Below are 15,249 nucleotides of genomic sequence, written 5' to 3'. Positions count from 1 at the left end.
AGCATGACCGAGAGCACCGCAGCACCCCAGTCCGGGCCGGTGGAGCCGCCGAGGCCCGACGAACCGTCCGAGACCGACGAGCTCGATTCCAGGGCTCTCCGCAGTCGTCAGCGCCGCCTGAAGACCCTGCTCCTCGTCACCGCCGTCCTCGCCGACGCGCTCATCCTCGCAGCGTGGACCCAGACCTGGCTCTCGATCAGCCTCGTGGGCGTCGGCCCGCACTCCGGCGCGCTCGACGTCGTCGGCTCCGTCGCCGCTCCCGCCCTGTCCGCACTCGCGCTCGCCGGTCTCGCCCTCGTCGCGGCGCTGGCCATCGCCGGGCCGGTGTTCCGCATCATCCTCGGCCTGCTGGAGGCCGTGATCGGCGCCTGCGTCATGATCTCGTCGATCGCGGTGCTCGCCTCGCCGGCGACCGCGGGCGCGGCGGCCGTGACCGAGGCTACGGGCGTCGCCGGAAGCCAGTCGACCATCGACCTCGTCGCGGCGACCACGCTCACCGCCTGGCCGGCGATCACCCTGGTGCTCGGCGTCGTGCTCGGACTCGCCGGGCTCGCGACCGTGCTCACCCACCGCCGGTGGCCCGGTCCGTCGAAGAAGTACCAGGCGGTCCGGTTCACGCAGGTCGAGACGGCCCCGAGCGCCGACCCGGTGGGCGCCTGGGACGACCTCAGCCGCGGCGACGACCCGACGCGCTGACCGCTCCGCCGAACCACGACGGCACCCCGGGCCACCTGGGAACTCGTGGCCCACGCACGGAACCGCGCACCGCTTGCCGGTACACTGGAACCCGCACTCGCACAGAAGGAGAACCATGAGCACCGACCCCTCGGACCCCGGCCACGGACACTCGCCCGCCGCCTGGACGGCCGTGATCATCATGTTGGTCGCGTTCGCCGCCGGTACGGTCTTCTTCTGGCTCGACATGCCCGTCCTCGTCTGGGCCTCCGCCGGCGTCCTCCTCCTCGGGTGGATCACGGGCGGTGTCCTCGCCAAGGCGGGATACGGCGTCGGCGGGTCCAAGACCGTGGCGAAAGAGCACTGAACATGCTCGCCGACCTCATGGCCGGCGCGAAGGAGGACGCTCTCGGGCGCCTCGCGGGCCGTCCGGCTGCAGTCGTCGAAGCCGCTGCTGTCGAGGCCCCTCCGGCCATCGACGCCCTTGCTGCGCTCGCCCCGGCCGACCAGGTCAAGATCATCGCCGAGGTCAAGCGGTCCAGTCCGTCCCGCGGCGCGTTGGCCGACATCCCCGACCCTGCGCTCCTCGCCTCGCTCTACGACCAGGGTGGTGCCAGCGCGGTCAGCGTGCTGACCGAGGGTCGCAAGTTCGGTGGTTCGCTGCAAGACCTCGAGGCCGTCCGGGCCGCGATCCGCATCCCGGTCCTCCGCAAGGACTTCATCTCCCTGCCGTACCAGGTGTTCGAAGCCCGGGCATCCGGCGCCGACCTGGTCCTCCTGATCGTCGCCGGACTCGACCAGGCCACGCTGTCGTCGCTGCACGAACTCGTCCTGCAGCTCGGCATGACCCCGCTGGTGGAGACCCACTCCGCCGAGGAGCTGGCCAGAGCGAGCGACATCGGTGCCCGGCTCATCGGCGTCAACGCGCGGAACCTCAGCACCTTCGAACTCGACCCACACCTCTTCGGATCGTTGACCGACCGTTTCCCCGCCGACGCCGTCAAGGTGGCCGAGTCAGCTGTGCTCCGCGCCGCCGACGTCGCCGCCTACCGACGTGACGGCGCCGACGTCGTCCTGGTCGGCGAGGCGCTCGTCACCGGCGACCCCGTCGCCACCCTCGAACAGTTCCTGGGAGCCACCGCATGACCATGTCACCAGCCACCCCCGCCCACGCGGAACCGACGCACCTCCGAGACGAAGCCGGTCCGTTCTTCGGCGACTTCGGCGGACGCTACATGCCGGAGGCGCTCATCGCCGCGGTCGACGAACTCGCGACGGCCTACGAGGCCGCCAAGGCCGACGAGAGCTTCCAGGCCGAGCTGACGACGCTGCTCCGCGACTACGCCGGCCGCCCGTCGATCATCACCGAGGTGCCACGCTTCGCCGCATCGGCGGGTGGTGCACGCATCTTCCTCAAGCGCGAGGACCTCAACCACACCGGCTCGCACAAGATCAACAACGTCCTGGGCCAGGCGCTCCTCACGAAGCGCATCGGCAAGACCCGCGTCATCGCCGAGACGGGGGCCGGTCAGCACGGTGTGGCCACGGCCACCGCGGCCGCACTCTTCGGCCTCGACTGCACGATCTACATGGGCGAGGTCGACACCGAGCGTCAGGCGCTCAACGTCGCCCGCATGCGACTGCTCGGCGCGACCGTCATCCCCGTGACGACGGGCTCGCGGACTCTCAAGGACGCCATCAACGAGGCGTACCGCGACTGGGTCGCGTCGGTCGAGACCACGAACTACATCTTCGGCACCGCGGCGGGCCCACACCCGTTCCCGGTCATGGTCCGCGACTTCCAGAAGATCATCGGAGAAGAGGCCCGCGCACAGCTCCTCGAGCTGAACGGTTCACTTCCCGACGCGGTCGTCGCCTGCGTCGGTGGCGGCTCCAACGCCATCGGCATCTTCCACGCCTTCCTCGACGACGCGGACGTCGCGCTCTACGGAGTCGAGGCTGCCGGCGACGGCGTCGACACCCCACGGCACGCCGCGTCCATCGGCCGCGGTCGTCCGGGTGTCCTGCACGGTGCCCGCACCTTCGTCCTCCAGGACGACGACGGCCAGACCGTCGAGTCCCATTCCATCTCCGCAGGCCTCGACTACCCGGGCGTCGGACCGGAGCACGCCTGGCTCGCCGACACCGGCCGGGCGACGTACGTCCCCGCGACGGACGCCGAGGCGATGGAGGCCTTCCGACTCCTGAGCCGCACCGAGGGGATCATCCCCGCGATCGAGTCCGCCCACGCACTGGCCGGGGCCATCGTCCTCGGCAAGGAGTTGGGCCCCGAGGCGACCATCCTGATCAACCTCTCCGGGCGCGGAGACAAGGACGTCGAGACGGCTGCCACCTACTTCGGGCTCCTCGACGAAGCCGGGCGGAACGCATGACCGCCCCGGCCACCGACCACACGACGGTCTCACCGGTCGCATCGGCGATCGACGCCGCCGCCGTCGACCGTCGCGGCGCCCTCATCGGGTACCTCCCCGTCGGATTCCCCGACCTCCAGACGAGTATCGACGCCGCCATCGCGCTCGCGCAGAACGGCGTCGACGTCCTCGAGCTCGGCGTGCCCTACTCCGACCCCGTCATGGACGGAGCGGTCATCCAGGCCGCGACCATGACCGCCCTCGCGGAGGGGTTCCGGTTGCGCGACGTCTTCACGGCGATCAGCGCCATCCGCGCCGCCGTGGACGTCCCGGTCCTCGTCATGACGTACTGGAACCCGGTGCTGCAGTACGGCGTGGAGCGGTTCGCCTCCGACCTCGCCGCGGCCGGCGGAGCCGGGCTCATCACCCCCGACATCACCCCCGACGCCGCGGCGGACTGGCTGGACGCCAGTGAACGACACGGCCTCGACCGGGTCTTCCTGGCAGCACCGACCTCGAGCGACGACCGCCTGTCGCTCGTGACCGAACGGTCCCGCGGCTTCGTGTACACCGTCTCCACGATGGGCATCACCGGTGCCCGGCAGGACCTCGACGCGGCCGCGAAGACCCTCGTCGGTCGTCTCCGCACGGCGGGGGCACAGCACGCGTGCGTCGGCATCGGCATCTCGACCGCGGAGCAGGTCCGCTCGGTCCTCGAGTACGCCGACGGAGCCATCGTCGGATCCGTGTTCGTCAAAGCACTCGCCGACGGCGGTGTCCCGGCGATCACCGAGGTCGCCCGTTCACTCGCGGCCGGCACCGCCCGCTGAGGGTATCCTCAGCACGTCGGCGATGCTGAAAGCCCTACACTCGATCAGAGTTCGTAACGAAAGGCGACCACTGCAGTGATTGCACCCCTCAGCATCCCGAGCCCGAACCCGGACATCGCGACCTTCAGCGTGGGCCCGTTCACGGTGCACATGTACGCGCTCTGCATCATCGCCGGGATCATCGCCGCCACCATTCTCACCTCCCGGCGGCTGACGAAGCGCGGCGCCGAGCCGGGCATCGTGCTCGACATCATCCTGTGGGCCATCCCCTTGGGGATCATCGGTGCGCGGATCTTCCACGTCCTGACCCACCCCGGCGACTACTTCTACCCGGGTGCCGACCTCCTGCGGACGCTCTACATCTGGGAGGGCGGCATCGCGATCTTCGGTTCGCTCATCGGTGGAGCGGTCGGCGCCTACATCGGCTGCCGCATGACGGGGATCCGGTTCTGGACCTTCGCCGACGCCCTCGCGCCCGGCCTGCTGCTCGCCCAGGCGTTCGGTCGCCTCGGCAACTACTTCAACCACGAGCTCTACGGGCTCCCCACGGACCTGCCCTGGGGCCTCGAGATCGAGGCCAGCAACCCAGCGTTCCCGATCGGTCTGCCCGCCGGCACGCTGTTCCACCCCACGTTCCTGTACGAGATCATCTGGAACCTGCTGGGGGTGGCCGTCATCCTCTGGATCGGACACCGCTTCAACCCGCAGTGGGGCCGCCTGTTCGGTGTCTACCTCATCTGGTACGGCGCCGGTCGCACGGTCTGGGAGACCATCCGGATCGACCCGAGCGAGTACCTCTTCGGCATCCGCGCCAATGTCTGGGCCGCGATCCTCGCGATCGTCGTCGGACTCGCGATCATCGTCATCCAGTCGCGTCGCCACACGGGTGCCGAGCCGTCGCCGTACGTCCCCGGCCGTTCCTGGGCCGATCCGAAGGCTGCGGTAGACTACTACGACACCGACGCGGAGAACCTGGGGCTGCGCAGTGCCTCCGCCGACGACGATGCCGACGGAGCAGACCGCACTGCGTCATCCACTCCGTCGTCCGAAGCCACGGTCGCCACAAGCAAGACCGGCTCTCGCTCCTAGGCTGAACGCACCCTCGTCGGCCCGGTGGATCCCGGCTCAGCAGGGGATCCATCACCCGTTTCGTCCCAGGGCCAGCGACGTCCCCCTTCTGATCCCCTTTCGTGAGGACGGTAATTCCATGGCGCATGCACCGTACGCTTCATTCAGCTCGGTTCCGCCCAAGCAGGGCATGTACGACCCGGCGAACGAGAAGGACGCCTGTGGCCTGGCGATGGTCGCGACCCTGACGGGCGAGGCCTCGCACAGCATCATCGACGCGGCCCTCGGTTCGCTCCGCAACCTGGAGCACCGCGGCGCGATCGGTTCCGACGCCGGGACCGGCGACGGCGCGGGCATCCTCACCCAGATGCCCGACGCCTTCCTCCGCGGCGTCGCCGGATTCGACCTGCCGCCGCTCGGTGCGTACGCCGTGGGCATCGCCTTCCTGCCCACCGACGCCTCCGAGCGCGCACAGCTCCAGACGCGCATCGCCGCGATCGCCGCCGAGGAGGAACTCACCGTCCTCGGCTGGCGTGAGGTGCCGGTCGACCCCGACGAGCTCGGGAAGCTCGCCCGTGCGGCCATGCCGGCGTTCGAGCAACTGTTCGTCACCGGGTCCGGCGCGTCGACGCCGACCGGGATCGCCCTCGACCGACTCGCCTTCCGACTCCGGAAGCGGGCGGAGCGCGAGCTCGGGGCATACTTCATCTCCCTGTCGAGCCGCACGCTCGTCTACAAGGGCATGGTCACGACGCTCCAGCTCGAACCGTTCTACCCCGACCTGTCCGACGAGCGGTTCGCGACCAAGCTCGCCATCGTCCACTCGCGGTACTCCACCAACACGTTCCCGTCCTGGCCGCTCGCCCAACCGCTGCGCATGATGGCGCACAACGGCGAGATCAACACCGTCGAGGGCAACCGCAACTGGATGCGCGCGCGGCAGTCGCAGCTCGAGTCCGAGCTCATCGGCGACATCCGCCCCCTGCTCCCCATCATCACGCCCGGAGCGAGCGACTCCGCCTCGTTCGACGAGGTCCTCGAGCTGCTGACGCTGACCGGACGGTCCCTCCCGCACGCCATGATGATGATGGTGCCCGAGGCCTGGGAGAAGCAGACCGGGCTGTCGCAGGAGCGACGCGACTTCTACGAGTTCAACTCCATGCAGATGGAGCCGTGGGACGGTCCGGCCGCCCTCACCTTCACGGACGGCTCACTCGTCGGCGCGACCCTGGACCGGAACGGCCTGCGTCCCGGTCGCTGGCTGGAGACGACCGACGGTCTCGTCGTCCTGGGCAGCGAGATCGGCGTCCTCGACGTCGACCCGAGCCGGGTCAAGCGCAAGGGCCGTCTGCGCCCCGGGAAGATGTTCCTCGTCGACACCGAGGCCGGGCGGATCATCGAGGACGACGAGATCAAGGACGAGCTCTCGGCATCGGCACCCTGGGGCGACTGGCTCGACGCCGGACGCATCAACCTGAGCGACCTGCCGGAGCGCGAGCACATCGTGCACACGCCGGCATCCGTCACCCGCCGCCAGCGGACCTTCGGGTACACCGAAGAGGAGGTGCGCATCCTCCTGCAGCCCATGGGCCAGAACGGTGCGGAGCCGCTCGGCGCGATGGGGTCGGACACCCCGATCGCGGTGCTCTCCGACCGCCCTCGGCTCCTGTTCGACTACTTCGTGCAGCAGTTCGCCCAGGTCACCAACCCGCCGCTCGACTCGATCCGCGAGGAGGTCGTCACCTCGCTGAAGCTCGGGCTCGGCCCGGAGCGCAACCTCCTCTCGTGGGGCCCCGAGCACGCCAAGCAGGTCGTCCTCGACTTCCCGGTCATCGACAACGACGAGCTCGCCAAGATCCAGCACATCGACCCGAACCCGGCGAGCCCGCTGACGACGACCGTCAAGGCGCTCTACCGCGTCGAGGACGGCTCGGCCGGACTCGAGACGCGCCTGCGCGAGATGTGTGACGAGGTCGACCAGGCGATCCTCGCCGGCTCGGAGTTCATCGTCCTGAGCGACCGTGACTCGAACTCCGACCTCGCGCCGATCCCGTCGCTGCTCTCGCTCGCCGCCGTGCACCACCACCTCATCCGCGCCGAGAACCGGATGAAGGTCGGGCTCGTCGTCGAGGCCGGCGACGTGCGCGAGGTTCACCACGTCGCGCTGCTCATCGGCTACGGCGCCTCCGCGATCAACCCGTACCTGGCCATGGAGAGCTGCGAGGACCTCGTTCGCAGCGGCCTCATCCAGGGCGTCACCCGCGAGCAGGCCGTCAAGAACGTCATCAAGGCGCTCGGCAAGGGCGTGCTCAAGATCATGTCGAAGATGGGCATCTCCACGGTGTCCTCCTACGCCGGAGCACAGGCCTTCGAGGCCGTCGGCCTGAGCCAGCAGCTCGTCGACAGCTACTTCACCGGTACGGAGACGAAGCTCGGCGGTGTCGGCATCGAGGTGATCGCCGAGGAGAACGCGAAGCGTCACCGGTACGCGTACCCCGAGGACGCCGCATCGACGGCCCACGAACGCCTGCAGTCCGGCGGCGAGTACCAGTGGCGTCGCGACGGTTCGCCGCACCTCTTCAACCCGGAGACGGTCTTCAAGCTGCAGCACGCGACCAAGACGCGCCGGTACGACATCTTCCGCGAGTACACCCACATGGTCGACTCCCAGGCGGCCCAGCTCATGACGCTCCGCGGGATGTTCACGCTCCGTGCCGGTGCGCGGCCGCCCGTCCCGCTCGACGAGGTCGAGTCGGTCGCGTCGATCGTGAAGCGGTTCTCGACCGGGGCGATGAGCTACGGTTCCATCTCGCGCGAGGCGCACGAGACGCTGGCGATCGCGATGAACAGCATCGGTGCCAAGTCGAACACGGGTGAGGGCGGCGAGGACGTCGACCGTCTCCTCGACCCGACGCGCCGCAGCGCGATCAAGCAGGTCGCCTCCGGCCGGTTCGGCGTGACGAGCATGTACCTCACGCACGCCGACGACATCCAGATCAAGCTCGCCCAGGGCGCGAAGCCCGGTGAGGGCGGGCAGTTGCCGCCGACGAAGGTCTACCCGTGGGTGGCGCGGACGCGGCACGCCACGGCGGGCGTCGGGCTGATCTCGCCGCCGCCGCACCACGACATCTACTCCATCGAAGACCTCAAGCAGCTCATCTTCGACCTGAAGCGCGCGAACCCGAAAGCCCGGATCCACACCAAGCTGGTGAGCCAGTCCGGCATCGGTGCGGTGGCCGCGGGCGTCGCGAAGGCGCTCTCGGACGTCATCCTCGTCTCCGGTCACGACGGCGGAACCGGCGCGAGCCCGTTGAACTCCCTGAAGCACGCGGGCACACCGTGGGAGCTGGGCCTCGCTGAGACGCAGCAGACCCTCATGCTCAACAACATGCGCGACCGCGTCGTGGTGCAGGTCGACGGTCAGATGAAGACCGGACGCGACGTCGTCATCGGCGCACTGCTCGGCGCGGAGGAGTTCGGCTTCGCGACGGCACCGCTCGTCGTCTCCGGGTGCGTCATGATGCGCGTGTGCCACCTCGACACCTGCCCGGTCGGCGTCGCGACGCAGAACCCGGTGCTGCGCGAGCGGTTCACCGGCAAGCCGGAGTTCGTCGTGAACTTCTTCGAGTTCATCGCCCAGGAGGTGCGCGAGTACCTCGCCGAGCTCGGGTTCCGGACGCTCGAGGAGGCGATCGGCCACAACGAACTGATCGACGCCGACCGGGCGATCGACCATTGGAAGGCGTCCGGGCTCGACCTGGCCCCGGTCCTCGTGGGTCCCGTCTTCGCCGACGACGAGCCGCGGATCAACCGCCGGCCGCAGGAGCACGAGCTCGAGAAGCACTTCGACCAGCAGCTCATCACGGCCGCCTCGGACGTGCTCGAACACGGCGGCCACTTCTCGGTCGACCTGCCCATCCGCAACACGGAGCGGGCGGTCGGCACCATGCTCGGCCACGAGGTCACCAGACGACACGGCGAGAACGGGCTCCCGGCAGGGAGCATCGACATCACCCTGCGCGGCTCGGCCGGGCAGTCCTTCGGTGCGTTCCTCCCCGGCGGCATCGCCCTGCGGCTCATCGGCGACTCGAACGACTACGTCGGCAAGGGCCTGTCCGGTGGACAGATCGTCGTCCGGCCATCCGAGCGCGCAGCCTTCGCGCCCGAGGAGAACGTGATCGCCGGCAACGTCATCGGCTACGGCGCGACCCAGGGCACCATGTTCCTGAGCGGGATCGTCGGCGAGCGGTTCCTGGTGCGCAACTCCGGCGCCACGGCGGTCGTCGAAGGCGTCGGTGACCACGCGCTCGAGTACATGACGGGTGGTCTCGCCGTCATCCTGGGTCAGACCGGCCGGAACCTCGGCGCGGGCATGTCCGGCGGCACGGCCTACGTGTTCGACCTCGAACGCGACCAGGTCAACCGCGACTCCCTCGCATCGGGGGAGCTCACCCTGTCCGAACTCGACAGTGCCGACGCCGAGATCGTCCGCGATCTGCTCGAGCGGCACGTCGTGGAGACCGGTTCTCCGCTGGCCGGCCGCCTGCTCGCCGACATCGAGGACTCACTCGCCCGCTTCGTCAAGGTCCTGCCGCGTGACTACGCGGCAGTCCTGGCGACCCGACAGACCGCACTCGACGAGGGGCTCGACCCCGACGGCGACATCGTATGGAACCGAATCCTGGAGGTGACCGGTGGCTGATCCCAAGGGATTCCTGAAGGTACCGGAGCGCGAGCTCCCGAAGCGCCGGCCCGTGCCGGTCCGCATCATGGACTGGAAAGAGGTCTACGAGCAGAGCGACCCCGCGACCGTCCGCAAGCAGGCTGGTCGCTGCATGGACTGCGGCATCCCGTTCTGCCACCAGGGCTGCCCACTGGGCAACCTCATCCCGGAGTGGAACGACCTCATGTGGCGAGGCGAGGGACGCTCGGCCATCGAGCGGCTGCACGCCACGAACAACTTCCCGGAGTTCACGGGTCGTCTCTGCCCGGCGCCGTGCGAGAGTTCGTGCGTGCTGGGCATCAACCAGCCCGCCGTGACCATCAAGCAGGTCGAGGTCTCGATCATCGATCAGGCGTTCGCCAACGGATGGGTCGAGTCCCACCCGCCGGAGCGGCTGACCGGCAAGACGGTCGCCGTCGTCGGCTCCGGGCCGGCCGGCCTCGCCGCAGCCCAGCAGCTGACGCGTGCCGGCCACACGGTCGCGGTCTACGAGCGCGACGACCGCATCGGCGGCCTGCTGCGCTACGGCATCCCCGACTTCAAGATGGAGAAGAAACACCTCGACATCCGGCTGAAGCAGATGCAGGACGAGGGCACCCGGTTCCGCGCCGGCGTGAACATCGGGGTCGACATCAGCTGGGACGAGCTCCGCGCCCGCTACGACGCCGTCGTCATCGCCACCGGTGCCATGGTGCCGCGCGACCTCCCGATCCCCGGTCGTGACTTCTCCGGGGTCCACTTCGCGATGGAGTACCTCGTGCAGGCGAACCGCGTCGGCGCCGGCGACACGGTCTCCGACCAGATCACGGCGGAGGACAAGCACGTGGTGGTCCTCGGCGGCGGCGACACCGGTGCCGACTGCATCGGCACGGCGCACCGTCAGGGTGCCGCCTCCGTCACGAACCTCGCCATCGGCACGCAGCCGGCGGGGGAGCGGCCCGAGCACCAGCCGTGGCCCATGATGCCGACGCTCTTCGAGGTCGCGAGTGCGCACGAAGAGGGCGGCAACCGCGAGTACCTGGTGTCGACCGTCGAGTTCCTCTCCAACGAGGCCGGCGAGGTGCGGGCGATCCGCGTGGCCGAGACGGAGTTCGTCGACGGCCGTCGCGTGCCGAAGAGCGGCACCGAACGGGAGATCCCGGCCGACCTCGTCCTCCTCGCGCTCGGATTCACGGGCCCGGAGGGCGAGACCCTCGAGTCGCAGTTCCAGCTTCCCTTCACGGGGCGCGGCAACGTGGCACGGGAGCACGACTACCAGACCAACCAGCCCGGCGTGTTCGTCGCCGGCGACGCCGGCCGTGGCCAGTCGCTCATCGTCTGGGCGATCGCCGAGGGCCGCGCTGCGGCGTCGGCCGTCGACCAGTACCTCGAGGGCGAGACCCAGCTTCCCTTCCCGGTCCGTCCCACGGACCAGCCCATCTCCCTCTAGGCTTTCAGGCGGACGACAAGCGTCGGACGCATCATGCCGAGCAGTGAGTACCGAAGCGCCTCGTGCGCAGAAACCATGGAGAACACACACACATGAGACGAGCCAAGATCGTCGCAACGCTGGGGCCTGCAGTCTCCAGCTATGAGAACATCCGGGCCATCATCGATGCGGGGGTCGATGTCACCCGGATGAACCTGAGCCACGGCAGCTACGACGTGCACGAGGCCATCTACGCCAACGTGCGCAAGGCCACCGAGGACTCCGGCCGTGCCGTCGCCGTCCTCGTCGACCTGCAGGGCCCGAAGATCCGCCTCGGCAAGTTCGAGGGCGGCCCGTACGACCTCGCCGTCGGCGACATCTTCAAGATCACGACCGAGGACATCCTCGGCACCAAGGAGATCTCCTCGACGACGTTCAAGGGCCTGCCCCAGGACGTCAAGCCGGGCGACTTCCTCCTGATCGACGACGGCAAGGTCAAGGTCGAGGTCGTTGAAGCGGACGACACCGTCGTGACCACGCGCGTCATCGTCGCCGGCCCGGTATCGAACAACAAGGGCATCAACCTCCCCGGCGTCGCCGTCAACGTCCCCGCGCTCAGCGAGAAGGACGAAGCGGACCTCCGCTGGGGACTGCGTCTCGGCGCCGACCTCATCGCCCTCTCGTTCGTGCGCGACGCGGCCGACATCGACCGTGTCCACGAGATCATGGCGGAGGAGGGCCGCAAGGTCCCCGTGATCGCCAAGATCGAGAAGCCGCAGGCCGTCGAGAACCTTGAGGGCATCGTCGAGGCGTTCGACGCGATCATGGTCGCCCGTGGCGACCTCGGTGTCGAGCTCCCGCTCGAGGCCGTCCCGATCGTGCAGAAGCGCGCGGTGGAGCTCGCTCGCCGCATGGCGAAGCCGGTCATCGTCGCGACGCAGATGCTCGAGTCGATGATCTCCAGCCCCATCCCGACCCGCGCGGAGACCTCCGACGTCGCGAACGCGGTGCTCGACGGTGCTGACGCGGTCATGCTCAGTGGCGAGACGAGTGTCGGCGCCTACCCGGTGATCACGGTCCAGACCATGGCCCGTATCGTCGAGTCGACCGAGATCCACGGTCTCGACCGCGTTCCGCCGCTCGGCACGAAGCCGCGCACCCAGGCCGGAGCGATCACGCTGGCGGCCGTCGAGGTGGCGGACTTCGTCGAGGCGAAGTTCCTCTGCGTCTTCACGGAGTCGGGGGAGTCGGTCCGCCGCATGGCCCGTCTCCGCAACCGGATCCCGATCCTGGCGTTCACGCCCGACCCGGCCATCCGTCGTCGGATGGCGCTGAACTGGGGCGTCGAGTCCTTCGTCGTCGAGCGCGTGACGCACACCGACCAGATGGTCGCCCAGGTGGACGAGGTCCTCGTCGCCACGGGCAAGGCCGCCGTCGGTGAGCCGGTCATCATCATCTCCGGTTCCCCTCCCGGCATCCCCGGGACGACGAACGACATCCGCGTCCACAAGGTGGGCGACGTCCTCTAGTCGTCGACAGCAGCGAAGGCCGTGGTCCTCCCGTACGGGGACCACGGCCTTCGTCGTCCGCCGGGGGTGCGGTGGCACCGCGATTCCGGACGCCGTGGGTCTAGCCTGATCCCCATGAACCGTTCCGTCCTCGTCGACGACACCCTCCGCAGCGCAGTGGGCCTGGAGCCGGGAGGCGTCGACCGTGAGGCGACCGGTGCGGCGGGACTCCTGGCCTCCCGATTCGCCGTCCTGGAGCTCGCCGCGGTCGCCGTCGGCGCCGTGGAGGATGCCGCCGACCGACTCCGCATCGCCCTCGGGTACGAGCCGTTGCACACGGCTCTCGACCTCGAGCGGATCGCCGCGGCCTACCAGAGCGACCGCCTGTTGCGGATCGACGGAGCAGCCGTGGACGCGTTCGCGCCACTGTCCGGCTTCTTCGCCGCGGCAGACGGCTGGGTGCGCACGCACGCGAACTACCCGCACCATCGCCGCCGCCTGAGCGCCATGCTCGGGATCGGCGACGAGGCCACCCGCGCAGAGCTCGCCTCGGCGATCGCCTCCCGCTCGGCTCTCGACTTGGAATCGGAGGCCGCGGGAGTCGGCGCACTCCTCGTCGCCGTCCGGAGCGCTGCCGAGTGGTCGTCCACACCACAGGCCGCCGTCGGTGATGGACCGCTCGTCAGGCGTCATGGCGGCTCCGTCGGCTCGGCGATCGCCTCGTGGGTGCGGCCGACGAGGAGACACCCCTTGCGCGGCCTCCGCGTCCTCGACCTGACGCGGGTGATCGCCGGTCCGGTGTCCACGAGGACCCTCGCGCTCCTCGGCGCGGACGTCCTGCGCGTGGATCCACCGCAGGTCCCCGAGATCCCGTGGCAGCACACCGACAGCGGCCAGGGGAAGCGGACGGCGACCCTCGACGCGTCGACACCGCGCGGCCTCGCGACACTGCAGACGCTGAGCGACGAGGCCGACATCCTGGTGACGGGGTACCGGCCAAACGCCCTCGAGCGCCTCGGTCTGCGAGGTCGCGACGGTCTGGTCACCGGCTCCGTCGACGCCTGGGGTACGACGGGGCCCTGGGGTGATCGACGCGGTTTCGACAGCCTGGTCCAGGCCGCCACGGGCATCGCGCTGGTCGAAGGGGAGGACGGCGCCCCGGGTGCCCTGCCGGCTCAGGCGCTCGACCACAGCGCGGGATACCTGCTGGCGGCGGCCATCGTCGACGACGTGGCGGCGGTCGTCGGCGGCGGTGATGCCGGCCGGTCGTCGGTGTCGCTCGCGCGCGTCGGTGCGGCGCTCCAGCGACTGCCACGATCCGGGGAACGCCCGCCGTCCGATCTCCCGGGAGCGCGGTGCCTGGTGACCCACGGTGCGGTGACGACGGCCCGCCCCGCGCTCAGCGCCTTCGACGACCACGCGTCCCCGGCGGCGGTCCTGGGGAGCGCCGAACCGCAGTGGACCCCGCGCAGCTGATCCCGGCACACTCCGCACCGGGAGATGACCGCCGTCCGGTCGCTCGCCTACCCTGGAGGTATGCGCCTCATCCTCATCAGACACGGTCAGACCTCGTCCAACGTCGCCGGCCTGCTCGACACCGCGATCCCCGGGGCCGTCCTCACCGAACTCGGCGAGACGCAGGCGGCCGCCCTCCCCAAAGCGCTCGTGGGGGAGCGGATCGACGCGGTCTACGCCTCCACCGCGGTGCGGGCGCAACAGACCGCCGCACCCGTCGCCGAAGTCAGTGGGCTTCCCGTGATCGTCCGTGACGGACTCCGGGAGATCAGCGCCGGCGACAACGAGATGCTCGGGTCGCCCGAGGCCGTCCAGGTCTACATCGACACCATCGTGGCGTGGGCGATGGGCGACCTCGACACCCGGATGCCGGGCGGCGAGAACGGCCACGAGGTGTTCGCGCGCTTCGACGCCGTGATCGAGGAGCTCGAGGGCTTCGGACTGGAGAGCGTGGTGGTCGTGAGCCACGGAGCGATGCTCCGGTCCTGGCTCGGGCTGCGCGGGGCGAACGTCGACGGGCACTTCATCGGCACGCACCCCATCACGAACACGGGCGTCATCATCGTCGACGGGGACACGACGACCGGTTGGCGGGTCGACACGTGGACGGGCGACGCCGTCGGCGGACCGGAGCTGACGACGGAGGCCGACGGTCCGGCCGCCGCCGTCGAGCGCGGCTTCTGATCAGTTCGCGCCGTCGGCCGAGGTCGCGCCGTCCGTGAGGAACGGTCCGGGCTCTTCGCCGGGCTGACCCGGCAGTGAGCCGACGAGACGGTCGAGCTCAGCGGCGTCGACGTCGATGCCCTGGTCGCTGAGACGGTCCGCCAGCGCTGCCCGGACGTCGAGGTCCGGGGTGAGGGACCGGTCTGCTGCGACCTGCACCAGGATGCCCTGGAGCCGGTCGTCGGTGCTGGCGTCGTGGACGTCCTGGCGCGGGTCGGTGTGCTCTGCGGTCATGGTGTCGGGTCCCATCGTGTCGGACGACGTGAGGTACGCCGTGCTCTCGACGGTACGCTACGGCGTCGCCGACACCTCCCGCAGGGGCTTGACGATCGGGCGCGGTTCACGAGTCGTCGGAGCCTGGACGGGCTGAGTCCGGAGCCTGAGTCCGGGCCTGAAATGGATGAAGAGAGTACCGGTGGTGGGACTC

12 protein-coding genes are annotated in these 15,249 nt (G+C 69.7%); 11 read left to right on the top strand and 1 reads right to left on the bottom strand.

Going from position 1 to position 15,249, the window contains the following annotated elements:
* The first annotated feature begins 3 nt into the window (after positions 1-3).
* From IFU11_RS01070 to IFU11_RS01020, 11 genes are all read left to right on the top strand, one after another.
* On the top strand, positions 4-696 hold the full coding sequence (locus IFU11_RS01070) for a Trp biosynthesis-associated membrane protein (protein WP_192017943.1): 693 nt from the start codon (positions 4-6) through the stop codon (positions 694-696).
* Positions 697-811: 115 nt separating this feature from the next.
* Positions 812-1,042, top strand: a complete 231-nt coding sequence (locus IFU11_RS01065) for a DUF6704 family protein (protein WP_079705940.1) — start codon at positions 812-814, stop codon at positions 1,040-1,042.
* A 2-nt stretch (positions 1,043-1,044) separates the two neighbouring features.
* The gene (trpC, locus tag IFU11_RS01060; RefSeq protein WP_192017942.1) at positions 1,045-1,821 is read left to right on the top strand and encodes an indole-3-glycerol phosphate synthase TrpC; all 777 of its coding nucleotides are present in this window, start codon (positions 1,045-1,047) and stop codon (positions 1,819-1,821) included.
* Positions 1,818-3,068, top strand: a complete 1,251-nt coding sequence (gene trpB, locus IFU11_RS01055) for a tryptophan synthase subunit beta (protein WP_370281926.1) — start codon at positions 1,818-1,820, stop codon at positions 3,066-3,068. Before trpC ends, trpB begins: the two co-directional genes overlap by 4 nt.
* Positions 3,065-3,877 (top strand): tryptophan synthase subunit alpha, encoded by an 813-nt coding sequence (gene trpA, locus IFU11_RS01050; RefSeq protein ID WP_137241674.1) that lies wholly within the window; start codon positions 3,065-3,067, stop codon positions 3,875-3,877. The genes trpB and trpA overlap by 4 nt, the downstream gene beginning before the upstream one ends.
* Before the next feature lie 75 nt (positions 3,878-3,952).
* Complete coding sequence (gene lgt / locus IFU11_RS01045; RefSeq protein WP_192017941.1) at positions 3,953-4,966, top strand: prolipoprotein diacylglyceryl transferase; 1,014 nt, start codon at positions 3,953-3,955, stop codon at positions 4,964-4,966.
* 118 nt (positions 4,967-5,084) lie between these two features.
* Positions 5,085-9,647 (top strand): glutamate synthase large subunit, encoded by a 4,563-nt coding sequence (gene gltB, locus IFU11_RS01040; protein WP_159878807.1) that lies wholly within the window; start codon positions 5,085-5,087, stop codon positions 9,645-9,647.
* Complete coding sequence (locus IFU11_RS01035) at positions 9,640-11,097, top strand: glutamate synthase subunit beta (RefSeq protein ID WP_085510898.1); 1,458 nt, start codon at positions 9,640-9,642, stop codon at positions 11,095-11,097. Before gltB ends, IFU11_RS01035 begins: the two co-directional genes overlap by 8 nt.
* 92 nt (positions 11,098-11,189) lie before the next feature.
* A complete protein-coding gene (gene pyk / locus IFU11_RS01030) occupies positions 11,190-12,605 on the top strand; it encodes a pyruvate kinase (protein WP_064296910.1) in 1,416 nt (471 codons plus the stop codon).
* A 114-nt stretch (positions 12,606-12,719) separates the two neighbouring features.
* Positions 12,720-14,060: a CoA transferase gene (locus IFU11_RS01025; RefSeq protein WP_192017940.1), complete on the top strand. Its 1,341-nt coding sequence runs from the start codon at positions 12,720-12,722 to the stop codon at positions 14,058-14,060.
* A 60-nt stretch (positions 14,061-14,120) separates the two neighbouring features.
* The gene (locus IFU11_RS01020; RefSeq protein WP_191941112.1) at positions 14,121-14,783 is read left to right on the top strand and encodes a histidine phosphatase family protein; all 663 of its coding nucleotides are present in this window, start codon (positions 14,121-14,123) and stop codon (positions 14,781-14,783) included.
* Here the strand turns inward: IFU11_RS01020 and IFU11_RS01015 are convergent, their stop codons facing one another.
* The gene (locus IFU11_RS01015) at positions 14,784-15,056 is read right to left on the bottom strand and encodes a hypothetical protein (RefSeq protein WP_137241668.1); all 273 of its coding nucleotides are present in this window, start codon (positions 15,054-15,056) and stop codon (positions 14,784-14,786) included.
* Positions 15,057-15,249: the final 193 nt, after the last annotated feature.

The organism is Plantibacter sp. CFBP 8804, assembly GCF_014841225.1.
Classification (GTDB): Bacteria; Actinomycetota; Actinomycetes; order Actinomycetales; family Microbacteriaceae; genus Plantibacter; species Plantibacter auratus.
Note: the sequence above shows the minus strand (reverse complement) of the source record. Positions and strands in the feature narration are given on the sequence as shown.

Bases quoted from the DNA above. Each gene is read 5' to 3' on its own strand.
- IFU11_RS01070 (WP_192017943.1), top strand. From the start codon at position 4: ATGACCGAGAGCACCGCAGCACCCCAGTCCGGGCCGGTGGAGCCGCCG.
- IFU11_RS01065 (WP_079705940.1), top strand. From the start codon at position 812: ATGAGCACCGACCCCTCGGACCCCGGCCACGGACACTCGCCCGCCGCC.
- trpC (WP_192017942.1), top strand. From the start codon at position 1,045: ATGCTCGCCGACCTCATGGCCGGCGCGAAGGAGGACGCTCTCGGGCGC.
- trpB (WP_370281926.1), top strand. From the start codon at position 1,818: ATGACCATGTCACCAGCCACCCCCGCCCACGCGGAACCGACGCACCTC.
- trpA (WP_137241674.1), top strand. From the start codon at position 3,065: ATGACCGCCCCGGCCACCGACCACACGACGGTCTCACCGGTCGCATCG.
- gltB (WP_159878807.1), top strand. From the start codon at position 5,085: ATGGCGCATGCACCGTACGCTTCATTCAGCTCGGTTCCGCCCAAGCAG.
- pyk (WP_064296910.1), top strand. From the start codon at position 11,190: ATGAGACGAGCCAAGATCGTCGCAACGCTGGGGCCTGCAGTCTCCAGC.
- IFU11_RS01025 (WP_192017940.1), top strand. From the start codon at position 12,720: ATGAACCGTTCCGTCCTCGTCGACGACACCCTCCGCAGCGCAGTGGGC.
- IFU11_RS01020 (WP_191941112.1), top strand. From the start codon at position 14,121: ATGCGCCTCATCCTCATCAGACACGGTCAGACCTCGTCCAACGTCGCC.
- IFU11_RS01015 (WP_137241668.1), bottom strand. From the start codon at position 15,056: ATGACCGCAGAGCACACCGACCCGCGCCAGGACGTCCACGACGCCAGC.